Raw genomic sequence first — 23,861 nt, forward strand, 5'->3', positions numbered from 1 at the left:
TGAACGAACCCGACAAGGAAGAGCCCGTTTCCGGCAAGGAAGCGCCCGCCTCCAGTATGGAAGAGCCCGTTTCCGGTAAAGAAGCACCTGTCTCCAGTATGCGAGAGCCCGTTTCCGGTAAGGAAGAGGCCGGCTCCGATAGGGAAGAGCCCCTACCCGGTAAGGAAGAGGCCCTTCCCAAGGACGCCGACGAGCTCGTTCCCGAGGAGGAAGGGATCCCTTCACTCGAGAAAGAGACCCCCTCACCCGAGGAAGAGATCGCTTCCACCAAGGAAGAGATCCCTTCCGATGAGGAGGAGCTCGCTGCCGACGAGGAAGAGAGTTCTTCCGACGGCGAAGAGGGCGAGTCCCCGAATCGCGTGGGGCTGACCCCGCGTCAGGCGCGGCGGATACGCATCGTCCTGGCCTCGGTGCTCATGGCCGCGATGGCGGTGGTGCTGGTGGTGCGCCTGGCCTCGCGTACGTCGGTGCTGGTGGTCGGGGTGTACGGAGCCGCGCTGGTGCTCTGCGGCGTGGTGATCGAACTCAGCCGGCACGGACGTACCCGGCTCGGCACCTGGCTGCTGGGTATCGGCCTGGCGGCCGCACTGGCCGCGGACTGGCTCCTGCTGCCGTAGGACTGAGTACTGAGGACTGAGTACTGAGGACTGAGGAAGACCGGCGAACCTCCGCCCCCGCCCCGTCCCTGCCCCCGCCCCGTCCCTGCCCCGCCCCCCGATCGGCATCGAGGGGCGGGGGACGTGACAGTTGCCTAGAACAACACAGTTCCCTCAGAACAACCCGTGCCACATCTGCTCGATCACCAGCGACCACCAGTTGCCGGGGTCGTCCAGGGCCCAGGAGTCGATCGCCGCGAGCTGTTCCTGGAAGGCCGCCACCGTCGTGCCCGCCGCTGTCGGGTCCAGGCCCTGCATTTCCTGGCGGGTGGTGGTGAGGAGGGCCAGGGAGCGGAGGTAGGCGGAGAGAGTGCGGTTGATGAAGCGGCCGCCGCCGGAGGAGGGCTGGACGGCCCAAAGGGTGCCGATCAGGCTCTGGTTGGTCTCCGGGGCGGTGCACTGGACGGCGATGGTGTAGAGGCCGTCGGTGCCGATCCGGACGTAGCCGGCCAGCGTTTCGAGCGTCTGCTCCTTGGCCTGCGTGCCGATCTCGCGGAGGTGGGTCGCCACGTCCGTGAACGGCCCGCCGGCGGGCGGGGCGTCGGGGCGGTCGGCCGTGAAGAAGTACGGGACCTCGGACGGGAGTCCGGCCCACACCAGGGTGTTCCTGGTGGCCTCGGGCAGCTGGGTCGCGGCCAGGTCGTCGGCGTCCGGGCGGCGGATGCCCTCGGGACCGTAGACCTCCACCAGGTGCTTGCCGAGGGCCACGTCCCGCATCTGCGGCGCCGGCTCGACGCGCTCCGGCACCGGCACCCGGTGCGGCCGCGGCGGCGGCTGCTGGCCCGCCAGCTGGTGCATCATCTCGACGTGCCGCAGCAGCCCCGCGACGCCCTCGGCGCGCTCCTCGGGGCGCATGCCGTAGCCCTCGGTGCAGGAGAACGAGGCGTTGGGGAACGTACGGAGGACGAAGTCGCCGGGGTAGCCGCCGGGCAGCAGGGCCGGGCGCAGGTCGGTGTGGACCGCGCGGACGGCCGCCGGGTCCACACCCAGCCGCCGCAGCTCCTCGTACAGCTGGTACTCCACGGGCGGCCGGCCGGGGGCCGAGACGCGGGCGAGGCTGGTCTCCTCGCCGGTCGCGGGGTCGTCGTAGGTGGCGACGGCGGTGTTGCCGGGGCCGGTGACCGGCGGCCGGGCGGGTTCCGCCGGGGGCGCGGCGGCCGCGCCGCCGCCGTGCTTCTGCTGGTACATCCGCACGACCTCGTCGACCGGTACGGACGGCCAGACGGTCAGCTCGCCGGAGGCCCGGTCGACGACGCCGCAGGCGGTGCCGATCTCGGCGGGCGGGCGGCGCTGCCCGGTCTCCGGGTCGACCTCCGGGGGCGGCGGTACGGCCCACACCACCCAGCCGAGGTCGAACTCCTGCATGGCCACCTGACGCGGCGGGCCCTGGTGCCCCTCGGGGTTGAGCCAGCGGGCGGCGGTGGCGTGTGCCTGCGCCTGGGTGATCACGAGTGGTCTCCTTCGAGGCCGTGGGAAGCATCGGCGTCAGTGGTGCCGGCGCGCTGGGCCGGCACGGTGGGTGCGGCGGGGGCGGCCGCGAGGATCTGCCGGGCGGTCACTCCCCGCTCGGTGGCCACGACGAGCACACCGTCCGGGGAGAGGTCGGCGCCGGTGATCGGGGCGTCGGACACCAGCGCGGCCACCACCTCCTGGGTCGGCCGGGCCCAGACCCGCACGTAGTCGGCGCCCCGGCTGAGCCCGAAGGGCGCCACGGCGCGCTCGTCGTCCGAGGGACGCAGCACCTGCGCCGGGTCGGCGTCGAGGAACTCCGGGCTCCGGAGGTCGTGCAGGAGGAGCGCCCGGCCGCCGGCGCCGGCGGCGACGTCAGCTGCGCCCGCCCCGTCCGCGCCCTCTGCGGCAGCCGCCTCGGTCCCGGTACCTGCCCCGCTCCCGGTGCCCTCCGTCGCGCCCTCTGCGGCACCCGCCCCGGTCCCGGCACCCGCCTCGGTCCCGGCGCCCTCCGAAGGGGACGACACCGTACGGGAGCCGGGGGTGCCCTCGGGGACGACCAGGGCGACGACGGCACGCGAACCGGCGGCCTCAGTGCCCTCAGTGCCCTGGGTGCTCTCCGCGTCCCCCTGGAGGAGGGCGCCGGTCGTCACCGCCTGGACGCCGGGCAGCGGTGCGCTCCAGAGGGTGCGCCACGGCAGCCGGAAGCCGCGGGTGTGCAGCGCCTCGGCGTACGGCGTCAGCCCGTCCTCGACGAACGCGGTCTCCAGGAAGGCCGCCCGCATCTCGGCCGGGGCCTGCGAGCGGGTGAGCAGCGGGGCCGTGCGCAGATACGTACGGGCCGGTGCGCCCAGCGCTTCCAGGGGGACGGCCTCGACGGCGGCCCGCAGGACCACCGGGTCGGCGTGCGCGAACAGCCCCGGGTCGGTGAGGAGTTGGGGCAGCAGACCGGCTTCGAGGGTGTGCGCCGCGAGGTGGTCGCGGATGTACGGATCGGCCTGCGCCCAGTCCTGCTGGGGGACCGCCTCCAGCAGCGCCATGGCGATCTTGGTCTGGGCGTCCCGGACGTCGGGCAGGCCGGCGCGGATCTCCTCGGCGAGGGCGGGGTGCATCAGGCGGAGCAGCGTCCGGGCGGGCCCGGCTCCGGGGGCGTCCGTGGCGCCCTCGCCGTCCGCCGGCGCGGCATCCGCCGTGTCGTCGTCCGTGCCGGTCTCGACCGGCTGGATGAACGGGGCGGCCAGCAGCATGCCGTCCGCGATGTCCTGGCTCATGTCCCGTCCGGCGACGGCGTTCGCCAGCGGGCCCAACAGCTGGACCGGCAGGCCCTCGCCCTCGGCGAACGCCAGCGGGGCCAGCATCAGCCGCAGGGTCTGCGGGTCGGCACCCAGCCGGCGGGCGTGGACATCGAGCGCCTCGCCCACGCTGCCGGGCAGCAGGGTGGGGTCCGCCGGGTCGAAGCCCTCCGGCTGCATGATCAGCGACTGCACCGCCAGCTGGACGGTCAGCCGGCTGCCCGCCGCGCGTCCGGCCAGCGCCTCGGCGAGCGCCCGGCGGGCCGACGGGTCGGTGGTGTAGGGCAGTTCCGGAGCTCCGGTGTCCGGGTCGAGCGCGGTCTCGGCGTGCAGCACCAGACCCGCGGGGTCGGCCCACTCGGGCGCGTCGAGGTCGATGACCTGGACCTGCCCGGACGGCAGCGCCGCGGCGAGCTCCGCGGCCAGTTCGCGTGGGACGTCGGCCAGCAGCTGAACCGTTTCGACGGCGGCGAGTGGGGCGAGCACCTCCCGTACGAGGCGGGCCGGCTCCTGGGCCGCGCGCACCGGACCGGCCCGGTCCACGTCCGGCACCACGATCGTCACCGGCTCCTCGCGCGCGGCGAGTTCGGTGAAGACGACCTCGGTGCGGCCGGCCCGCAGGCCGAAGTGGTCCGCGAGGAGCCACAGCACCTGCGCGGCGGTACGGCCGTCGGCACTCGGTACGGCGGGCGGCGGCAGGTCCGGCGGCACCGTGGCCGGGTCCAGCTCGTCCAGCGGCAGCTGCTTGCGGTAGTCGGGATCGCACATCATCAGGAAGCCGGTGACCAGGCGCGAGCGCCCGCTGCCCGGATTTCCGGTGAGCACGATGACGCGCGGCGCCCCGGGCCAGCGCATGCGCCAGGCCGCCAGGGCGCGCAGCACGGCGGTGCGGCCGCCGATGTGCGGATGCGGAGCGTATCCGGCCGTTCGGGCGTTTCCCTCTTCTGAGGCGCTCATGGCTTCCTCGTCCCCCATCAATCCCGCCCTCCACCTTCGTGGATTCCTGCGTGTACCGGCTTACCGGTTCGATCCTATGATCCGGGCCGCGTACGCGGGACGCCGCGGGTCCGGCTGTTCCGGAACTGGAACACGCAGGCCGGAGCGGGTGTACGGCCGGCCTGCCGGTGGCGCGTGGGGCGTCGGTGACGGTGGGGGCTCCTGCGGCCCGGTCTGCCGGGTGAGGCCGCCGGTTGTGGAGAAATCGCGAGTGCTGGAAATCTCCTGTGGAGAAAGAAGCAGATCAATGCCCGAAATTCCCGGGTATTGATCTGCTTCCTTCGCTCTGCGGCAACCCTGGGCTCTTTGCATGCCGACGCAATACGGCACAAGGCGGCACACGCGCGTCCAAGCCCCGGCGGATTCCGGAAATTCGCTCCGGGGGGTCAGGGACGGCAGTGGCGGGCCGGTTCAGCCGCGGTGGCCGCGACCGCCGCGCCGCGAGCCGGTGACGATGTTGCCCGACGGGCCGTCGCGCTCGGCGCGCTCCTGGTCTTCCTTCTCTTCCTGTTCCTTCTGCCAGGCCGCGAACTTCTCCCGCGATTCCTCGCGCTCGGCCATGGTCTGGTCCTCCGCGGCCCGCCGCATCTCGCTCAGCCGGTCACCGATGGCGTCCATGTAGCCCGGCGTCTGGATGGCGTCCTTCATGCCGATGCGGCCGGACAGCACCTCCTGGGCCATCTCCTGGAGCTTGCCGCCGACGTTGGGGTTGTCCGCCAGGACCTTCAGTGCCTTCCGCAGCCGGTGTGCCTGCTCCGGATCCTGGGCGACGTCCATCAGGTCCTCGTCCTGGATCTGCCGCTCGTTGCTCATCTCTGCCCCCTTGACGTGATGGCACAGCAACCACGCGTGCTGCACCGGCGTCCAGAGTCTAATGACGGATGTGAACGCGTCGTCAAGGCGGGGGTTGTCGGTATTGCCGCATATTGCTCCGTATCCATTCCGCGGCCGGGCGGCCGGCCGATCAACAGTGGGCTTCGGGGCTATTGCGGGTGTGCTAGACCTGAGGCGATGTTGGCAGGCAGCTGTCATTCAATTCGGGGAGAAATGATGTCCGACGAAGTCCGGCTCAGTACGGAGGAGTTGCACGCGCTCGGTGCCTCCTTCGGGATACGCGCGGAAGAACTGAGCCGGCAGCTGGCCGCATTCAGACGGCGGGCCGATGCCGAGGCGCTGCGGGACGGATTCGGCAGCGACGAGGCGGCCCGGCCGTTCCGCGAGCTGTACGAACAGGCCGAGCACGCCCTGGTCCAGCTGCAGGAGCGGCTCGCCGAGGTCAGCAACGGCATCAAGGAGACCGTCGCCAACACCGAGACGGCCGAGGACGAGCTGGTCGACACCCTGCGGAGCGTCGAGAAGATGCGGAGCGCCAAGTGAGCGGACGACGCAACCCCGAGGCACTGCACGAAGCGGCGGCCGGCTGGCGGGAGATGGGCAAGCACCTCGACGGCATGGTCCGCGACCTGGACCGGCACGTCGGTACCGCGGCCGCGGCCAACTGGCACGGCCCGGCCGGCGAGGCGTTCGCCGCGGAGTGGCACCGCCTCAAGCGGTCCGTCGACGAGGCGCTGCCGACCTTCGAACTGGCCGCGGCCGACCTGGAGAACGCCGCCGCGCAGCACCCCGACGACGACAAGGACGACCAGGACCACGGCGCCCCGCAGGCGCAGAGCGCCTCGGGCGGCGGCCAGGGCTCGTCCGGTCCCCAGGTCGCCTACGGCTTCATGGCGCTCGGCCAGCTCGCCAACGGCCTCGGCGGCGCGTTCGGCAAGCGCGGCGGCAAGGGCGGCGGCCAGAGCTCGGTCCCGCAGGTGACGCACACCTGGGAGACCTCCACGGTCGCCCACGGGCCGGACCCCTTCGGGCCGGCGCGGGACGGCGAGGCCGCGACCCGCGGCGGCGAGGGCCTCGCCAAGGGCGTACGGACCCGGCCGGCCGAACCGGAGCCGGCACCCGGCGCGGCACGCGACCCCAAGGCCGCACCGGCCACGTCCGCCGGCTCCACGACCTCGGGCGCGTCCGACACGAAGGACGCACCGGCCCCGGCGGAGAAGAAGCCCGCGGAACCCCCCGCCCCGGACCCCACCCAGCACGGCGCGTTCGGCTGAACGACCGGTCGCACCGCCCACAGCGGCCCGGCCGTAGCGCGCACCCCACACGAAACGGCGGTGGGGCGCCCCTCCCAGAGGGACGCCCCACCGCCGTTGCCGTGCTCGCCGGTTACCCGCCGTGGGCCGGCAGCCAGCCCGTCTGGACCAGCTGCGCACCACGCTTGCGCGTGATGAACGTGGCCCGGCCGGGCGTCAGCTGCTGACCCTTGATGTTGCCCATCAGCGGGCCCTCCGCCGGGTCGGCCGACAGGATCAGACCCTGCGCACCCAGCTCCTTCGTACGCTGCATCACGGGCTCGAACGACGACCGTCCGGCGCCCGAGGAGCTGCGCGCGATGATCAGGCGCAGACCCAGGTCACGGGCGAACGGCAGGTACTCCAGCAACGGCTGCAGCGGGTTGCCGCTGCTGGTCGCCACCAGGTCGTAGTCGTCCACGATCACGAACGCGTCCGGCAGGTCGTACCAGCTGCGGTTGCGCAGCTGCTCCGGCGTGACGTCCGGCCCGGGCATCCGGCGGCCCAGCGAACCGGCCAGTCCGCTGATGACCTCCTGCAGCTGCGGGCCCGCGGCGCAGTACTTGTACAGATGGCTCTCCGGGACCTCGCCGAGCAGCGCGCGACGGTAGTCGGAGACCACCATCAGCGCCTTGTCGGACGGGTACCGCTCGGCGATCTGCTTGGTCAGCAGGCGCAGCAGCGACGACTTTCCGGACTCGCTCTCGCCGTAGATGACCAGCAGCGGGTCGGTCTCGAAGTCGATGAACGCCGGGGACAGCGTGGTCTCGTCGACACCGATCGCGATGCCGTGCTCCGGGTAGTCGCTGCCCTTGGGCAGGTCGGTGGCGCGCAGCATCGTCGGCAGCATCCGCACCTTGGGGGCGGGCTCGCCCTGCCAGTGCTCCTTGACCGTCGCCACCAGGTTGGCGATGCCGTCGCTGATCGTCTCCGGGTCGCTCATGCCGTCCAGACGCGGCAGCGCCGAGAGGAAGTCGAGCTTCTCCGGGGACAGACCACGGCCCGGCTTGCCCATCGGGACGTTCTCCGCGCGCTTGCGGTCGAACTCCGACTCCATCGGGTCACCCAGGCGCAGCTCGACGCGGTTGAGGAGCTGGTCGCGCAGCGCGGGCCGGACCTCGGTGTAGCGGGCGGCGCCGAGGACCAGGTGGACACCGAAACCGAGGCCACGCGCGGCGATGTCCAGGATCACCGGGTCGAGCTGCTCGTAATCGGTCTTGAAGGTTCCCCAGCCATCGATGATCAGGAAGACGTCGCCCCACTTCTCGTCGGGGAAGGCGCCCGCGGCCCGCCGCTGGCGGTAGGTCGCGATCGAGTCGATGCTGTTGGCCCGGAAGAACTCCTCGCGCTGGTTGAGGATGCCCACGACCTCGGCGACCGTACGGCGGACCTTCTCCGCGTCCAGACGCGAGGCGACCCCGCCGACGTGCGGCAGGTCCTCCATCGTGAGCATGCCGCCGCCACCGAAGTCGAGGCAGTAGAACTGCACCTCGCCCGGGGTGTGGGTGAGCGCGAACGCCGCGATGGCGGAACGGATCAGGGTCGACTTGCCGGACTGCGGACCACCGACGACCAGACCGTGACCGGCACCGGCCGAGAAGTCCAGGTACATCACGTCACGCCGCTGCTCGAACGGCTTGTCCACCAGCGCGACCGGCACCACGAGCTTGCCGAGCGCGGTGTACTCCGCCGCGTGCACGCCCCGCTCGGGCGTGACCGCCAGCGCCGGCAGCAGCTGGTTGACGGTCGGCGCCTCCTCCAGTGGGGGCAGCCACACCTGGTGCGCCGGCGGGCCCTGGCCCTGCATCCGCTGCACCATGACGTCCAGCACGGTGTCGGCGAGCGCGTCGTCGATCTCCGGCTCCGTCGCCTCGACGACGGGCTCCTCGATGATCTGCTCGATGACCGGGGCCGCGGTGAACGGCACCGGCATCCGCATCGACCGGCCGCCGCTGCCGCCCCGGCCGCCGCCACCCGGACCGCGGTAGGTACCGGAGACGTACGCGGCCTTGAACTGCACCATCGTCTCGGTGTCGTACTTCAGGATGCCGGAACCGGGGACGTTCGGCAGGTGGTAGGCGTCCGGCACACCGATCGCGGTCCGCGACTCGGCCGCGGAGAACGTCCGCAGACCCAGCCGGTAGGACAGGAAGGTGTCCAGACCGCGCAGCTTGCCCTCTTCCAGACGCTGCGAGGCGAGCAGCATGTGCACACCCATCGAACGGCCGATACGGCCGATCTGGATGAACATTTCGATGAAGTCGGGCTTGGCGGCGAGCAGCTCGGAGAACTCGTCGATGATCATCACCAGCGAGGGCAGCGGGTCCAGCGGGGCACCCGCGGCACGCGCCTTCTCGTAGTCGGTGATGTTGGCGTAGTTGCCCGCGGAGCGCAGCAGCTCCTGACGGCGCTGGAGTTCACCGGTGATCGAGTCGCGCATGCGGTCGATCAGCGTGACGTCCTCACCGAGGTTGGTGATGACCGCCGCGACGTGCGGCATGTCCGACATACCGGTGAAGGTGGCGCCACCCTTGAAGTCCGCGAGGATGAAGTTCAGCGTCTCGGAGGAGTGCGTGACCGCGAGGGCGAGCACCAGGGTGCGCAGCACCTCGGACTTACCGGAACCGGTCGCACCGACACACAGACCGTGCGGGCCCATGCCCTGCTGCGAGGCTTCCTTGATGTCCAGCATGACCGGCTGGCCGTCGCGGTCCACACCGATCGGGACGCGCAGCCGCTCGGCCAGCGTCCGCGGCCGCCAGGTGCGTGACACGTCCAGGGACCCGGCGTCACCGATGTTGAGCAGGTCGGTGAAGTCCAGGGCGGACAGCAGCGGTTCCTCGCCGTCGGCACCGGAGCCCGCCCGCAGCGGAGCCAGCTGACGCGCCAGCGCCTCCGATTCGGCGATCGAGAGGGTGTCGCAGACACCGTGGTAGACCGCGCCGCTGGCCGACTCCAGCACCAGCTTGCCCGGCCACACCTGGACGGCCAGACCGCCGCGGATCTCGTCCAGGTCGCCCGGGACGACCTCGATGATGGTGACGCCCTGCAGGCCCTCGGCCCCGGCGATCACCGAGTCCATCGGCACCTCGCCGCCGTCCAGCACGATCACCACGTGCGGGGTGTCGGTGACCGGGGTGCCCTGCGGGTTGAACCGCCCGCGCCCCTCCAGCTCGTCCGCCAGCAGCTCCTCGACCTCGCCGAGGTCACCGACGACCAGCCGGCGGCTGCCCGCGCCGTCCGTGGTCTTGTCCTGCACCTGCGGCAGCCACTTCGTCCACTCCCACTCCGCCTGCGCACCGGGCGCGGCGACGACCGCCACGACCAGGTCCTCGGGGGAGTGCAGGGTGCACAGCTGGGAAATGATGGAACGGGCCGAGCCGTAGACGGTGTCCGGGTCACCGGAGACGGTCAGGTGGTAGAAGGCGCGCAGCGAGACCGCGAGCGGCAGGTTGTCCAACTGCCCGTGCTTGTCGAGGAATTCCTTCATCGCGTGCGCGGTGAGCGGCTCCAGCTCGTCGACCGGAGCGGTCTCCGGAGCCCTCAGCGGGGTGGCCAGCTGCTGCGGCCCGAGCCCGAGACGCACCTGCCCGAAGTCCGGATCGGTCGCCCGCCGTTCCCAGACGCGTTTGCCCTCCGCGACGATCGACCACAACTGGCTCGGATCGGGGTGGGTGAAAAGCTGTGCATCCCGCTGCTTGCGCGCGGTGCGCCGTACCTCTTTCCGCTTCTGCGCAAGGTACTTGAGGTAATCCTGGCGCTCCTGGACCATTTGTCCCGAAGGGCCTTGCCGCGCCTTGACGATCTGCATGATCGCCATTGCCAACGTGGACGCCACCATAAAGCCACCCATGATTTTCATGAACGGCTGGTTGCCCATGAACAGGAATCCCGCGGAGGACGCCATACCCATCATGGGCATAAACGTCATGAAGAGGTTCTCCTGCTCACCTTCGCGGGGCAGCTCAGGCGGAGCCTCAAGTGTCACCTCCTCCGAGGGGACTTCGGGTGGCAGCGCGCGGGGCGGGCGCTTGACGATGACAACGCTCACCGAGGCATCAGTCCTTCATGCATCTCGCAGTCTCGGACCGCCCCCGTTGGATTCGACGGTCCCCCCGAGCCAAGTCCTTGGCCCGAACCAGGCGTTGATCCTACTGTTAAGCGTCAAGTCACGGGGTGGGTGGGGCGGTCGCCGAATTGGACGGTACGCTGACGCCTCGCGAGCGTGCCACGGCCCCGCAGAGACGGCTCTATATATACGGCGCGCGAAGCGACAAAACGCCCAACGGATAGGGGGAACCGCCAGGTGAGCACGAGCACTGGCACCGGCTTTTGCCGGGTCACGGTCGCCGCGCCCGATGCACGGATCGACGTGGCACTGCCGGAGGACGTCGCACTCGTCGACATTTACCCGGAGATCCTGCGGCTCTCCGGACAGTCCCAGGCGGAGGGCGCGCCGACCGGCTTTCACCTCGTACGCCGCGACGGAACGGTCCTCGACGCCGGGCAGTCGCTCGCGCAGCAGCAGATCCTCGACGGCGACCTCCTGCTCCTGAAGCCGTTCGCCGAATCGCTGCCGCTCCCGGTCTTCGACGACGTCTCCGACGCCGTCGCCTCCGCGGTCAAGCGCAACCGCAGCCGCTGGAGCGACGACCTCATGCACACCCTCGGCCTCAGCGCCGGTGTGCTGCTGCTCGTCATGATGGCGTTCGCCCTGTGGTTCTCGAACCCGATGAACCGCGACATGCACCGCCTGCCCGGCATCATCGCCGGCGTCGTCGGCATCGTCCTGGTCGCCCTCGCCGGCGTCCGCGCCCGGGTCTACGACGACCACGGCTCCTCCATCGCCCTGGGCCTGTCCGCGCTGCCGCACCTGCTGATCGCCGGCTCCGGCATCTTCCCGGTCGACGACGGCGCCGGCCCCGGCCGGCTGCACCTCCTCGTCGGCTGCGTGACCGTACTCATCGCGTCCGTCCTGCTGGTGGTGCTGCTGCCGCGCGGCGACGCCCCCTTCGTCGCGGCCGCCTTCCTCTCCGCCATCGGCACCCTCGCGGTCTTCGCCGCGATCCTCACCGACGCCCAGGGCAGCGAGGTCGCCGCCGTCACCGCCGTCGTCGCCATCGCCATGGTCGCCTGGCTCCCCGGCCTCTCCGCCCGCTTCGCCCGGCTGCCCATCGGCTACCGCTCCCCGGACCAGATCGCCAAGGGCTCCCTGGACAACGGCGGCGAGACCGAGTCCGTCGACTTCATCAAGATCGGCAACCAGGCCAAGCGCGGCCACGAACTGCTGCTCGGCCTCGTCGCCGGCTGCTCCGCCCTCGTCGTCGGCTCCGCCGGTGTCGTCCTCGGCTTCTCCGACAACATGTGGGCCCAGCTGCTCGCCCTGGCCGCCGGCATCACGATCATGCTTCGCGCCCGGCTCTTCGACTACACCGCCCAGGTCGCCTGCCTGACCATCGCCGGCATCCTGACCATCGTCCTGCTCATCCTGGGCATCGCGCTGCACCCGCCGCAGGACATCTTCGTCGACCTCCTGCAGTACCAGGACGCCGGACCGCTCAACATCCGCACCGTCTGGTTCTCCAGCAGCATCGCGGTCGGCGCGGCCGTCCTCGTCGGCGTCGGCCTGGTCGTCCCCCGCAAGGGCGTCACCCCCTTCTGGGGCCGGATCTTCGACATCTTCGACGGCCTCGTGCTGCTGTCCCTGGTGCCGCTGTGCCTGGCGGTCCTCGACGTCTACAACACCGTGCGCGGCCTCACCGGCAACTAGCACGGCCCCCGCTTACGAAAACGGCCCCCCACCACCCGGTCGGGGGGCCGTTTTCCAGCTGGTACGCTGTGTAACGGCCCGGACGAGTCATCCAAGATTCCCTGTGATGTCAACCAGGGACGCTCACCGGCCGGAACCCTGAGGAGTACCGCGTGTCGCTCGACGCCGCTACGAAGAAGCAGATCATGGCCGAGTTCGCCACCAAGGAGGGTGACACCGGCTCCCCCGAGGTCCAGGTCGCGATGCTCTCCCGCCGCATCTCGGACCTGACCGAGCACCTCAAGACCCACAAGCACGACCACCACTCCCGCCGTGGTCTGCTGCTGCTGGTCGGCCAGCGCCGCCGCCTGCTGCAGTACCTGGCGAAGAAGGACATCACGCGCTTCCGCGCGCTGGTCGAGCGCCTGGGCATCCGCCGCGGCGCGGCGGGCGCCAAGTAAGACGCCGTAAAGGGAGCGGTTCCCACCGGGGGCCGCTCCCTTTGCCGTACGCACCGGACACCCACGCCACCTCATGGTGGACGGAACCTTTGTAGTCTGGTGCCATATCGCAAAACTGAACGCGGTAGGAGCGCCTCCTGGCCGCCGGTCCTCGGTAGTGGCCCCCGGACGATCCATGCACGGCATGTCGCATCACTCCGGGTGCTTCGATCGAAGACCGGCCCGCACCGGCGCTCCACCGAGAAGGTCTGCTGCCACACGGGCAGCAGACGCAGACGAGGAGATATTCCTGGTGGAGAACGAGACCCACTACGCCGAAGCCGTGATCGACAACGGTTCCTTCGGCACCCGCACCATCCGCTTCGAGACGGGCCGCCTGGCCAAGCAGGCCGCCGGCTCCGCCGTGGCGTACCTGGACGACGACACCATGGTGCTGTCGGCCACCACCGCTTCCAAGAACCCGAAGGACCAGCTGGACTTCTTCCCGCTGACCGTCGACGTCGAGGAGCGGATGTACTCGGCCGGGAAGATCCCCGGCTCCTTCTTCCGTCGTGAGGGCCGCCCCTCCGAGGACGCCATCCTCACCTGTCGCCTGATCGACCGCCCGCTGCGCCCGTCCTTCAAGAAGGGCCTGCGCAACGAGATCCAGATCGTCGAGACGATCATGGCGCTCAACCCCGACCACCTCTACGACGTGGTCGCCATCAACGCCGCCTCCTGCTCCACGCAGCTGGCCGGCCTGCCCTTCTCGGGCCCCATCGGCGGTACCCGCGTCGCCCTCATCAAGGGCCAGTGGGTCGCCTTCCCGACGCACACCGAGCTTGAGGACGCGGTCTTCGACATGGTCGTGGCCGGCCGGGTCCTGCCCGACGGTGACGTCGCGATCATGATGGTCGAGGCCGAGGCCACCGACCAGACGATCCAGCTGGTCAAGGACGGCGCCGAGGCCCCGACCGAAGAGGTCGTCGCCGCCGGCCTGGAGGCCGCGAAGCCGTTCATCAAGGTCCTGTGCAAGGCCCAGTCGGACCTGGCCGCCAAGGCCGCCAAGCCGACCGGCGAGTTCCCGATCTTCCTCGACTACCAGGACGATGTCCTGGAGGCCCTCACCAAGGCCGTCAAGGACGAGCTCGCCCAGGCGCTGACCATCGCCGGCAAGCAGGAGCGCGAGTCGGAGCTCGACCGCGTCAAGGCGCTCGCCGCCGAGAAGCTCCTGCCGGAGTTCGAGGGCCGCGAGAAGGAGATCTCCGCCGCGTACCGCTCGCTGACCAAGACCCTGGTCCGTGAGCGCGTCATCAAGGAGAAGAAGCGCATCGACGGCCGCGGTGTCACCGACATCCGCACGCTGGCCGCCGAGGTCGAGGCCATCCCGCGCGTGCACGGTTCGGCCCTGTTCGAGCGTGGCGAGACCCAGATCCTGGGCGTCACCACCCTCAACATGCTCCGCATGGAGCAGCAGCTGGACACCCTCTCCCCGGTGACCCGCAAGCGCTACATGCACAACTACAACTTCCCGCCGTACTCCACCGGCGAGACCGGCCGCGTCGGCTCCCCGAAGCGCCGCGAGATCGGCCACGGCGCGCTCGCCGAGCGCGCGCTGATGCCGGTCCTGCCGACCCGCGAGGAGTTCCCCTACGCGATCCGCCAGGTGTCCGAGGCCCTCGGCTCCAACGGCTCGACGTCCATGGGCTCGGTCTGCGCCTCCACCATGTCGCTGCTGAACGCCGGTGTGCCGCTCAAGGCCCCGGTCGCCGGTATCGCCATGGGCCTGATCTCCCAGGAGATCGACGGCGAGACCCACTACGTCACCCTCACCGACATCCTCGGTGCGGAGGACGCCTTCGGCGACATGGACTTCAAGGTCGCCGGCACCAAGCAGTTCGTCACCGCCCTCCAGCTCGACACCAAGCTGGACGGCATCCCGGCGTCCGTCCTGGCCGCGGCCCTCAAGCAGGCCCGCGACGCCCGTCTGCACATCCTCGACGTGATGATGGAGGCGATCGACACCCCGGACGAGATGTCCCCGAACGCCCCGCGGATCATCACCGTCAAGATCCCCGTGGACAAGATCGGTGAGGTCATCGGCCCCAAGGGCAAGATGATCAACCAGATCCAGGAGGACACCGGCGCCGAGATCACGATCGAGGACGACGGCACCATCTACATCGGTGCCGCCGACGGCCCGGCCGCCGAGGCCGCCCGCGCCACGATCAACGGCATCGCCAACCCGACCATGCCGGAGGTCGGCGAGCGCTACCTGGGCACGGTCGTCAAGACCACCACCTTCGGTGCGTTCGTCTCCCTGCTCCCGGGCAAGGACGGCCTGCTGCACATCTCGCAGATCCGCAAGCTCGCCGGCGGCAAGCGCGTGGAGAACGTCGAGGACGTGCTCGGCGTCGGCGCCAAGGTCCAGGTCGAGATCGCCGAGATCGACCAGCGCGGCAAGCTCTCCCTCATCCCCGTGATCGAGGAAGAGGACGCCGCCAAGGAAGACAAGAAGGACGACGCCGCCAAGTGACGTCCCGTACGCACGCGACGACGGCCCGCACCTCCACGGAGGGGCGGGCCGTCGCCCGTACCCAAACGCTTCTCAAGGGCACCGCGGGCGCCGGCACGGTCCGCCGGACCACCCTGCCCGGCGGCCTGCGCATCGTCACCGAGACGCTGCCCTCGGTCCGCTCCGTCACCTTCGGCATCTGGGCGCACGTCGGCTCCCGCGACGAGACCCCGACCCTGAACGGCGCCACGCACTACCTCGAACACCTGCTGTTCAAGGGCACCGAGCAGCGCAGCGCACTGGACATCTCCTCGGCCATCGACGCGGTCGGCGGCGAGATGAACGCCTTCACCGCGAAGGAATACACCTGCTACTACGCGCGGGTGCTCGACACCGACCTGCCGCTCGCCATCGACGTGGTGTGCGACATGCTCACCGGCTCGCTGATCGAGGCCGAGGACGTGGACGCCGAGCGCGGCGTCATCCTCGAAGAGATCGCGATGACCGAGGACGACCCGGGCGACTGCGTCCACGACCTGTTCGCCCACACCATGCTCGGTGACACCCCGCTCGGCCGCCCCGTCCTGGGCACCGTCGACACCGTCAACGCCCTCACCGCCGACCGCATCCGCCGCTTCTACCGGAAGCACTACGACCCCACCCACCTCGTCGTCACCGCGGCCGGCAACGTCGACCACGCCAAGGTCGTCCGCCAGGTCCGCCGCGCCTTCGAGCAGGCCGGCGCGCTCGACCGGACGGACGCCGTCCCGGTCGCACCGCGCTCCGGAGCGCGCGCGATCCGCACCGCCGGCCGCGTCGAACTGCTCAACCGCAGGACCGAACAGGCCCACGTGGTCCTCGGCGTCCCCGGCATGGCCCGCACCGACGACCGCCGCTGGGCCATGGGCGTACTGAACACCGCCCTCGGCGGCGGCATGTCCTCCCGGCTCTTCCAGGAGGTCCGGGAGAAGCGCGGCCTCGCCTACAGCGTGTACTCCTACACCTCGGGCTTCGCCGACTGCGGCCTGTTCGGCGTCTACGCGGGCTGCCGCCCCAACCAGGTGGACGACGTCCTCAAGATCTGCCGCGACGAACTCGACCAGGTGGCCGCGCACGGCCTGAGCGACGACGAGATCCACCGCGCGATCGGCCAGCTGCGCGGCTCCACCGTCCTCGGCCTGGAGGACACCGGCGCGCTGATGCACCGCATCGGCAAGAGCGAGCTGTGCTGGGGCGAGCAGATGTCGGTCGACGAGATGCTCGCCCGGATAGCGGCCGTCACCCCCGACGAGGTGCGCGAGGTGGCCCGCGAGGTCCTGGGCCGGCGCCCCTCGCTCTCCGTCATCGGCCCGCTGAAGGACCGGCAGGCGGCGCGCCTGGACGACATCGTCGCCTAACGCTGCCCGTGTGAGCGGGCCGCCCGTCGCCGTACCACCGACAGAAGGACAGGAAACGATGAGCAAGCTGCGCGTGGCCGTACTCGGAGCCCGGGGCCGCATCGGCTCCGAGGCCGTACGGGCCGTCGAGGCCGCCGAGGACATGGAGCTGGTCGCCGCCCTGGGCCGCGGCGACAAGCTGGAGACGCTGGTCGAGAACGACACCCAGGTCGTGGTCGAACTGACCAACCCCGCCTCGGTCATGGGCAACCTCGACTACTGCGTCCGGCACGGCATCCACGCCGTCGTCGGCACTACCGGCTGGACCGAGGACCGCCTCGCGCAGCTGCGCACCTCGCTCGCCGCGGCACCGCAGGCGGGTGTGCTGATCGCCCCGAACTTCTCCATCGGCGCGGTGCTGACCATGCGGTTCGCCCAGCAGGCGGCCCGGTTCTTCGAGTCCGTCGAGGTCGTCGAGCTGCACCACCCGAACAAGGCCGACGCGCCCTCCGGCACCGCGGCGCGCACCGCCCAGCTGATCGCCGAGGCCCGCGCGCAGGCCGGGTGCGCGCCGCAGCCGGACGCCACCGCCACCGCGCTGGACGGTGCCCGCGGCGCCGACGTCGACGGCATCCCGGTCCACTCGGTCCGCCTGCGCGGCCTGCTGGCCCACCAGGAGGTCCTCCTCGGCGGCGAGGGAGAAACCCTCACCATCCGCCACGACTCCCTCCACCACAGCAGCTTCATGCCCGGCATCCTGCTGGGCGTCCGCCGCGTGGTGACCACTCCGGGCCTGACGGTGGGCCTGGAAAACTTCCTCGATCTGGGCTGAGGCACGGCAGTCATGGGCGGAAAGTTCACCTACTTCTTCCTCGCCACCGTTCTGGTCCTCGTCTTCGGCGTGGTGGCCATGGAGGGCGTACTGCTGCTGCTGACCGGCGAGCCGGCCGCCATGGGCATGGGCGCGGTGGCCTTCGTGCTGCCCTGCCTCGGCGGCTGGTTCCTGTGGCACAACACCCGCTTCGCCCGCAACGCCCACCGGCTCGCGGCCGTACTGGAGTCGGAGGGCGGCCTCCCGGCCGACGAACTGCAGCGGACCCCCGGCGGCCGCATCGACCGGGACTCCGCCGACGCGGTCTTCGCCCGCCGCCAGGCCGAAACCGAAGCCGCCCCCGGCGACTGGCGCACCTGGTTCCGCCTGGCCGTCGCCTACCACGACGCCCGCGACACCCCCCGCGCCCGCAAGGCCATGCAACGCGCGATCACCCTGTACGAGGCCGCGGCAACGTCCTGACCGGGGGCGGCAACAGGGGTGAGGCCGGGGCGGGTCGGCGGTCTGGCCGTGGACCGGTGACACGCAGAGCCGGGGGACGGTCGGCGGGCTCGCAGGCACCGGCAGCACGCGGGGCCGGGGGCGGGCCGGCGGGCTCGCCAGGCACCGGCAGCACGCGGCGCCGGGAGGTGGCCGGCGGTCTGGCCATGGACCGGTAACACGTGGGGCCGGGGGGCGGCCTGGCCAAGGACCGGCAGCACGCGGGCGGGGCTGGGTCGGGCCCGCGCGACGCCTACCGAGCCGCCCGCCGCCCCAGCCCGGCATCCCGCTGAAATACCTCCCGCCGTCAACCGGTTGTGGCCCGCCCCCAACCGGTTGTAGCCGCGGGGGCGCGCCCCAACTGGTTGTGGCCCCGGTGGCCCCCAACCGTTTGTGGTCCCGCAGCCGGTGCCCACCTGCCCGGCCCGGTGCCCACCTGCCCGGCCCGGTGCCCACCTGCCCGGCCCGGAGACCACCTGCCTGGCCCGGTGCCCACCTGCCCGGCCCGGAGACCACCGGCCCGGCCCGGAGACCACCTCCCGGCCCGGAGACCACCTGCCTGGCCCGGTGCCCACCTGCCTGACCCGGAGACCACCGGCCGCGACCTGCCCCCCCGGCTGGGAATAACCCCCCACCCCCAACCGGTTGGGGCCTCGCAGGGGGCCTTCGCGTCCCTTAGGTGATCTGTTCGACCGCCCCCTAGGGAACTTCCCCCCTCCGCCCCCTACCGCCACTACCCCCGCCGGTACTCCGCCGCCCAGGCCTCCAGGACGTCCGCGGCGCGTTCGAAGGATTCCCGGCGGCCGAGGAAGTCGCCGCTGTGGTCCGTGACCAGGGTCCGCAGTGGTTCGCCCTGGTGCCGCTCGACGAAGAGCGCCTGGCCCTGCACGGTCCGCGGCAGGCCGAGCCAGCGCACCGGCTGCTGGACCGTACGGACCGACGCGATCGCGCTCCACGGTTCCGTGGTCGTCCGCAGCAGGTTCACCTGGCGCAGGCCCCGGGCGCTGACCCACACACCCACCCGCAGCAGCCGCAGCGCGAGCGCGATGAGCAGGGCGCCGATCGCCACCACCGCGGCCGCCGCGGGCAGGGAGCCGGCCATCGCGATGATCATCGCGGACAGGAAGACGAACGACGCGAGCAGCAGAAACACAGCCGCCGCCCCTACCCGCCACGGTCCGGGGCGGTAGGGACGGCGCCAGTGGTCGGGCTCGTCGTACGGCAGTGCGGCCTGTTCGGCGGCACCGTTGTCGAGGTGGCGGTCGGCCGTCAGGAAGGGCAGGGGCACGGCTGATCCTCACTGGTGGCTGCTCGGCACGCGGGGGCGTACCGGTGGAAGCTGTGACCGGTGAGGCTATCGGGGCCGGCGGGGCGGAACCACTTGGTCCGCCCCGGCCCCCTGCCGCTCAGCGGTGGGCGGCCTCGGACTGATGCACCCGGTTGGAGGCCGAGCTGTCCTGCTGCAGTGCGGGAACGCCGAACAGCAGGGCGCCGGCAAGGCCGCCGACCACTGTTAGCGTGATCAGTGACTGGCCGACGAGCTGCGTACGTGAGAGACGTGCACGCGGCGGGGGAGTGACATTGCTGCGGAACCGGTCTGCCTCTGCGACGAAGGCGAACGGGACGGGCTCGCGCCGGCGGAACATGAGGGGGCTCTCCTAGGAACCTCGTAGTGGGCACTGTCACAGGGATAGACGTCTGCGCCGCCCGTTTGGTGCCCGTTTTCCAAGACTTCTGTGAAAAATATCAACTCCCGCTCGATCCCCTGCTATAGAGCGTCCCTTTTGCGGCTAACGCGGCATCACGCCGCATTTCCTGGACTGTCAGTGGCGGGCCGTAGGCTGGTCACGCACGAGGATCGAACGGAAGGAACCGCCGGTGTCGCACACCCCCGCCGAGAGCGCTGAGAGCCCCGAGGCTGCAGCCGTCAGCTTCCGGAGCGAGGTGACGGTCGAGCTGGTCAAGCACAGCGCCGCGGACAGCGACGTGCTCTGGGCGGCCCGGGTCTCCACGGCCGGCGAGCAGTCCCTCGAAGAGCTCCAGAAGGACCCCGAGCGCTCCAAGGGCCTGATCAACTTCCTCATGCGCGACCGGCACGGCAGCCCGTTCGAGCACAACTCCATGACCTTCTTCATCAGCGCGCCGATCTTCGTCTTCCGCGAGTTCATGCGCCACCGCGTCGGCTGGTCGTACAACGAGGAGTCCGGCCGCTACCGCCAGCTGGAGCCGGTCTTCTACGTCCCCGGCGAGGCCCGCAAGCTCGTCCAGCAGGGCCGCCCGGGCAAGTACGAATTCGTCGAGGGCACCCCCGCGCAGCAGGAGCTCACCGGCCGCGTCATGGAGGACTCCTACCGCCAGGCGTACGCCGCCTATGAGGAGATGCTCGCCGCCGGAGTCGCCCGCGAGGTCGCCCGCGCGGTCCTCCCCGTCGGTCTGTACTCCTCGATGTACGCGACCTGCAACGCCCGGTCCCTGATGCACTTCCTCGGCCTGCGGACGCAACACGAGCAGGCGAAGGTGCCCTCCTTCCCCCAGCGCGAGATCGAGATGGTCGGCGAGCAGATGGAGGCCCACTGGGCCAAGCTCATGCCGCTCACGTACGGCGCATTCAATGCGAACGGCCGGATCGCGCCGTAAGGCCCAGGCCGCGGGCCGGACGCCGGGGTGCGCGGGAGAGGCGTACGAGGTGTCCGGATTGCGGCATTTTGAGAAGTTCATCTACGCTGAACAGACGGACCCGGCACTGCTTGAACCCCCGAGCAGGCAGTGCCGGAGTCCACATCCCTGCTCCCCAGAGGCGCATCCCACGGTGAGCTACGAGTAGCGTGGGACCCATGGCTCCGACTTCCACACCGCAGACCCCCTTCGGGCGGGTGCTGACCGCCATGGTCACGCCGTTCACGGCGGATGGCGCTCTCGATCTCGACGGCGCGCAGCGGCTCGCCGCCCATCTGGTGGACGCCGGCAACGACGGCCTCGTCGTCAACGGCACCACCGGTGAGTCCCCGACCACCAGTGACGCGGAGAAAGCCCAGCTGGTCCGCGCGGTGGTCGATGCGGTCGGCGACCGTGCCTTTGTCGTAGCCGGAGCCGGCACGAACGACACCCACCACAGCCTGGAGCTGGCCCGCGCCGCCCAGGACGCCGGCGCCCACGGCCTGCTCGCCGTCACGCCGTACTACAGCAAGCCCCCGCAGGAGGGCCTGCTGCGCCACTTCACGGCCATCGCGGACGCCACCGACCTGCCGGTGATGCTGTACGACATCCCCGGCCGCAGCGGCGTCCCGATCAACACCGAGACCATCGTCCGGCTCGCCGAGCACCCCCGGATCGTCGCCAACAAGGACGCCAAGGGCGACCTCGGCCGCGCCAGCTGGGCCATCGCCCGCTCCGGCCTCGCTTGGTACAGCGGCGACGACATGCTCAACCTCCCGCTGCTCTCGGTCGGAGCCGTCGGCTTCGTCTCCGTGGTCGGCCACGTCGTCACCCCCGAGCTGCGCGCCCTCCTGGACGCCCACCTCAACGGCGACGTCACCAAGGCCACCGAGATCCACCAGAAGCTGCTGCCCGTCTTCACCGGCATGTTCCGTACCCAGGGCGTCATCACGACCAAGGCCGCCCTCGGACTCCAGGGCCTGCCCGGCGGACCGCTGCGCCTGCCGCTCGTCGAGCTCTCCCCCGAGGAGACCGAGCAGCTCACGCGCGATCTCGCCGCCGGCGGGGTACAGCTCTGATCAAAGACTTCACAACTGAATACGGACCAACAACCGCCTTATAGCAAGTGCACGAATGTCATGCGCGCCACGTGCCTCTACGGCAGCGTGGCGCGTGTGGTGAGGAGAGTCTTTTGAGTCATCCGCATCCTGAGCTCGGCGCTCCGCCGAAGCTTCCCAAGGGCGGCCTGCGCGTCACCCCCCTCGGCGGCCTGGGTGAAATCGGCCGCAACATGACGGTCTTCGAATACGGCGGCCGGCTGCTGATCGTCGACTGCGGAGTGCTCTTCCCCGAGGAGGAGCAGCCCGGAATCGACCTGATCCTGCCGGACTTCTCGTCCATCAGGGACCGCCTCGACGACATCGACGGCATCGTGCTCACGCACGGCCACGAGGATCACATCGGCGGCGTCCCCTACCTCCTGCGCGAGAAGCCGGACATCCCCCTCATCGGCTCCAAGCTGACCCTCGCCCTGATCGAGGCCAAGCTCCAGGAGCACCGCATCCGCCCGTACACGCTCGAGGTCGCCGAGGGCGAGCGCGAGCGTCTGGGCCCCTTCGACTGCGAGTTCGTCGCGGTCAACCACTCCATCCCGGACGCCCTGGCCGTCGCCATCCGCACCCCCGCGGGCATGGTCGTGCACACCGGCGACTTCAAGATGGACCAGCTCCCGCTGGACCGCCGCCTCACCGACCTCCCGGCCTTCGCCCGGCTCGGCGAGGAGGGCATCGACCTCCTCCTGTCCGACTCCACCAACGCCGAGGTTCCGGGCTTCGTCCCGCCCGAGCGAGACATCTCCAACGTGCTGCGCGGCGTCTTCGCCAGTGCCCAGAAGCGCATCATCGTCGCCAGCTTCGCCAGCCATGTGCACCGCATCCAGCAGATCCTCGACGCGGCGCACGAGTACGGCCGTCGGGTCGCCTTCGTCGGCCGCTCGATGGTCCGCAACATGGGCATCGCCCGTGAGCTGGGCTATCTGCGGGTACCGGCCGGCCTGGTCGTCGACGTCAAGACCCTCGACGACCTCCCGGACGACGAGGTCGTGCTGGTGTGCACCGGCTCCCAGGGCGAGCCCATGGCCGCGCTCTCCCGCATGGCCAACCGCGACCACCAGATCCGCATCGTCCAGGGCGACACCGTCATCCTGGCCTCGTCCCTGATTCCCGGGAACGAGAACGCGGTCTACCGCGTCATCAACGGCCTCACCCGCTGGGGCGCCGACGTCGTCCACAAGGGCAACGCCAAGGTCCACGTCTCGGGCCACGCCTCGGCCGGCGAACTGCTGTACTTCTACAACATCTGCAAGCCCCGGAACCTCATGCCGGTGCACGGCGAGTGGCGCCATCTGCGCGCCAACGCCGAACTGGGCGCCCTGACAGGTGTTCCGAAGGACCGCATCGTCATCGCCGAGGACGGTGTCGCGGTCGACCTGGTCGACGGCGTGGCCAAGATCGCCGGCAAGGTCCAGGCGGGCTATGTCTACGTCGACGGCCTGTCGGTCGGTGACGTCACCGAGACCTCCCTCAAGGACCGCCGCATCCTCGGTGACGAGGGCATCATCTCGGTCTTCGTGGTCGTGGACTCCAGCACCGGAAAGATCGTCGGTGGCCCGGACCTGCACGCCCGTGGCTCCGGTATCGACGACGCGTCCCTCGCGGCCGTCGTACCCAAGATCGACGAGGCGCTGGCCAAGTCCGCCCAGGACGGCATCGCCGAGCCCCACCAGCTCCAGCAGCTGGTCCGTCGCGCGGTCGGCAAGTGGGTGTCGGACAACTACCGCCGCCGCCCGATGATCCTCCCCGTGGTCGTCGAGGTCTGACGCGCCGGCCCGTACGAAGTCGTACGAAGGTCCTCAAGTCGGAGCGGGGCGCCCGGATTTGCATCCGGGCGCCCCGCTCCAGTACGTTTACGGCTCCGCCTGAACGGGAAGCGCCGCACGCCTGTGCGTCGGGCGCCCCTCGCGACGGAGCGGAATTCCGGCCCAGAGCAATCTGATAAAGTCGGATCAGCCGAAAGGCACCCCCCTCCGACGGGGAATCGGACCGAATTCGAACCGGAAACGGCAAGAATACGGATCTGATAGAGTCGGAACCGCGAAGAAGCCGAAAGGCCGAAACGCACCGGCGAAAATCGGAGCCGCAAGGATCTGATAGAGTCGGAAACGCAAGACCGAAGGGAAGCGCCCGGAGGAAGCCCGAGAGGGAATCCAAAGGAAGCGTCCGTTCCTTGAGAACTC

At 70.6% G+C, this 23,861-nt stretch carries 18 protein-coding genes; 12 read left to right on the forward strand and 6 right to left on the reverse strand.

Annotation, left to right across the window (positions count from 1 at the left end; all coding sequences use genetic code 11):
- The first annotated feature begins 359 nt into the window (after nt 1-359).
- The gene (locus AB0E02_RS31325) at nt 360-617 is read left to right on the forward strand and encodes a hypothetical protein (protein WP_107052996.1); all 258 of its coding nucleotides are present in this window, start codon (nt 360-362) and stop codon (nt 615-617) included.
- 153 nt (nt 618-770) lie between these two features.
- Here the strand turns inward: AB0E02_RS31325 and AB0E02_RS31330 are convergent, their stop codons facing one another.
- The 3 genes from AB0E02_RS31330 to AB0E02_RS31340 form a co-directional block, all read right to left on the reverse strand.
- Nucleotides 771-2,105: an SUKH-4 family immunity protein gene (locus AB0E02_RS31330; RefSeq protein ID WP_362145527.1), complete on the reverse strand. Its 1,335-nt coding sequence runs from the start codon at nt 2,103-2,105 to the stop codon at nt 771-773.
- Complete coding sequence (locus AB0E02_RS31335; RefSeq protein WP_362145530.1) at nt 2,102-4,354, reverse strand: ATP-binding protein; 2,253 nt, start codon at nt 4,352-4,354, stop codon at nt 2,102-2,104. The genes AB0E02_RS31330 and AB0E02_RS31335 overlap by 4 nt, the downstream gene beginning before the upstream one ends.
- A gap of 450 nt (nt 4,355-4,804) precedes the next feature.
- The gene (locus AB0E02_RS31340; RefSeq protein WP_362145533.1) at nt 4,805-5,206 is read right to left on the reverse strand and encodes a hypothetical protein; all 402 of its coding nucleotides are present in this window, start codon (nt 5,204-5,206) and stop codon (nt 4,805-4,807) included.
- Between the two features lie 237 nt (nt 5,207-5,443).
- Between AB0E02_RS31340 and AB0E02_RS31345 the strand changes: the two genes are divergently transcribed.
- Nucleotides 5,444-5,770: a hypothetical protein gene (locus AB0E02_RS31345; protein WP_362145536.1), complete on the forward strand. Its 327-nt coding sequence runs from the start codon at nt 5,444-5,446 to the stop codon at nt 5,768-5,770.
- The gene (locus tag AB0E02_RS31350) at nt 5,767-6,501 is read left to right on the forward strand and encodes a WXG100 family type VII secretion target (RefSeq protein ID WP_362145539.1); all 735 of its coding nucleotides are present in this window, start codon (nt 5,767-5,769) and stop codon (nt 6,499-6,501) included. Before AB0E02_RS31345 ends, AB0E02_RS31350 begins: the two co-directional genes overlap by 4 nt.
- Before the next feature lie 112 nt (nt 6,502-6,613).
- Here AB0E02_RS31350 and eccCa read toward each other — a convergent pair whose 3' ends face one another.
- Nucleotides 6,614-10,570 (reverse strand): type VII secretion protein EccCa, encoded by a 3,957-nt coding sequence (gene eccCa / locus AB0E02_RS31355; protein ID WP_362145542.1) that lies wholly within the window; start codon nt 10,568-10,570, stop codon nt 6,614-6,616.
- Nucleotides 10,571-10,825: 255 nt separating this feature from the next.
- Between eccCa and eccD the strand changes: the two genes are divergently transcribed.
- From eccD to AB0E02_RS31385, 6 genes are all read left to right on the forward strand, one after another.
- Complete coding sequence (gene eccD / locus AB0E02_RS31360; protein WP_030414167.1) at nt 10,826-12,289, forward strand: type VII secretion integral membrane protein EccD; 1,464 nt, start codon at nt 10,826-10,828, stop codon at nt 12,287-12,289.
- Nucleotides 12,290-12,441: 152 nt separating this feature from the next.
- On the forward strand, nt 12,442-12,729 hold the full coding sequence (gene rpsO, locus AB0E02_RS31365) for a 30S ribosomal protein S15 (RefSeq protein WP_006602744.1): 288 nt from the start codon (nt 12,442-12,444) through the stop codon (nt 12,727-12,729).
- A gap of 292 nt (nt 12,730-13,021) precedes the next feature.
- A complete protein-coding gene (locus tag AB0E02_RS31370; protein WP_030414165.1) occupies nt 13,022-15,244 on the forward strand; it encodes a polyribonucleotide nucleotidyltransferase in 2,223 nt (740 codons plus the stop codon).
- Nucleotides 15,241-16,620, forward strand: a complete 1,380-nt coding sequence (locus AB0E02_RS31375; RefSeq protein ID WP_362145548.1) for a pitrilysin family protein — start codon at nt 15,241-15,243, stop codon at nt 16,618-16,620. Before AB0E02_RS31370 ends, AB0E02_RS31375 begins: the two co-directional genes overlap by 4 nt.
- Nucleotides 16,621-16,678: 58 nt before the next feature.
- Nucleotides 16,679-17,431, forward strand: a complete 753-nt coding sequence (gene dapB / locus AB0E02_RS31380; RefSeq protein WP_030802662.1) for a 4-hydroxy-tetrahydrodipicolinate reductase — start codon at nt 16,679-16,681, stop codon at nt 17,429-17,431.
- Between the two features lie 12 nt (nt 17,432-17,443).
- Nucleotides 17,444-17,893, forward strand: a complete 450-nt coding sequence (locus AB0E02_RS31385; RefSeq protein WP_362145553.1) for a hypothetical protein — start codon at nt 17,444-17,446, stop codon at nt 17,891-17,893.
- 751 nt (nt 17,894-18,644) lie between these two features.
- On the opposite strand, the gene AB0E02_RS31390 is transcribed toward AB0E02_RS31385, so the two are convergent.
- Nucleotides 18,645-19,199 carry a PH domain-containing protein gene (locus AB0E02_RS31390; RefSeq protein ID WP_362145556.1) on the reverse strand — a complete coding sequence of 185 codons (555 nt, stop codon included), beginning with the start codon at nt 19,197-19,199 and terminating at the stop codon, nt 18,645-18,647.
- Between the two features lie 118 nt (nt 19,200-19,317).
- Nucleotides 19,318-19,557 (reverse strand): hypothetical protein, encoded by a 240-nt coding sequence (locus AB0E02_RS31395; protein ID WP_261955360.1) that lies wholly within the window; start codon nt 19,555-19,557, stop codon nt 19,318-19,320.
- A gap of 232 nt (nt 19,558-19,789) precedes the next feature.
- On the opposite strand from AB0E02_RS31395, the gene thyX reads away from it, so the two are divergent.
- The 3 genes from thyX to AB0E02_RS31410 all read left to right on the forward strand — a co-directional run bounded on the left by thyX (nt 19,790) and on the right by AB0E02_RS31410 (nt 23,444).
- The gene (gene thyX, locus AB0E02_RS31400) at nt 19,790-20,548 is read left to right on the forward strand and encodes an FAD-dependent thymidylate synthase (protein WP_362145561.1); all 759 of its coding nucleotides are present in this window, start codon (nt 19,790-19,792) and stop codon (nt 20,546-20,548) included.
- Between the two features lie 197 nt (nt 20,549-20,745).
- Complete coding sequence (gene dapA, locus AB0E02_RS31405) at nt 20,746-21,645, forward strand: 4-hydroxy-tetrahydrodipicolinate synthase (RefSeq protein WP_362145564.1); 900 nt, start codon at nt 20,746-20,748, stop codon at nt 21,643-21,645.
- A gap of 113 nt (nt 21,646-21,758) precedes the next feature.
- A complete protein-coding gene (locus tag AB0E02_RS31410) occupies nt 21,759-23,444 on the forward strand; it encodes a ribonuclease J (protein ID WP_362145567.1) in 1,686 nt (561 codons plus the stop codon).
- Nucleotides 23,445-23,861: the final 417 nt, after the last annotated feature.

This window comes from Streptomyces sp. NPDC048196, assembly GCF_040652715.1.
Lineage (GTDB): Bacteria > Actinomycetota > Actinomycetes > Streptomycetales > Streptomycetaceae > Streptomyces > Streptomyces siderophoricus.

What these genes read in the sequence shown, in the direction of transcription:
- AB0E02_RS31335 (WP_362145530.1), bottom strand. Translation starts at nt 4,354, where the DNA reads ATGAGCGCCTCAGAAGAGGGAAACGCCCGAACGGCCGGATACGCTCCG.
- AB0E02_RS31340 (WP_362145533.1), bottom strand. Translation starts at nt 5,206, where the DNA reads ATGAGCAACGAGCGGCAGATCCAGGACGAGGACCTGATGGACGTCGCC.
- AB0E02_RS31345 (WP_362145536.1), top strand. Translation starts at nt 5,444, where the DNA reads ATGTCCGACGAAGTCCGGCTCAGTACGGAGGAGTTGCACGCGCTCGGT.
- dapB (WP_030802662.1), top strand. Translation starts at nt 16,679, where the DNA reads ATGAGCAAGCTGCGCGTGGCCGTACTCGGAGCCCGGGGCCGCATCGGC.
- AB0E02_RS31385 (WP_362145553.1), top strand. Translation starts at nt 17,444, where the DNA reads ATGGGCGGAAAGTTCACCTACTTCTTCCTCGCCACCGTTCTGGTCCTC.
- AB0E02_RS31395 (WP_261955360.1), bottom strand. Translation starts at nt 19,557, where the DNA reads ATGTTCCGCCGGCGCGAGCCCGTCCCGTTCGCCTTCGTCGCAGAGGCA.
- dapA (WP_362145564.1), top strand. Translation starts at nt 20,746, where the DNA reads ATGGCTCCGACTTCCACACCGCAGACCCCCTTCGGGCGGGTGCTGACC.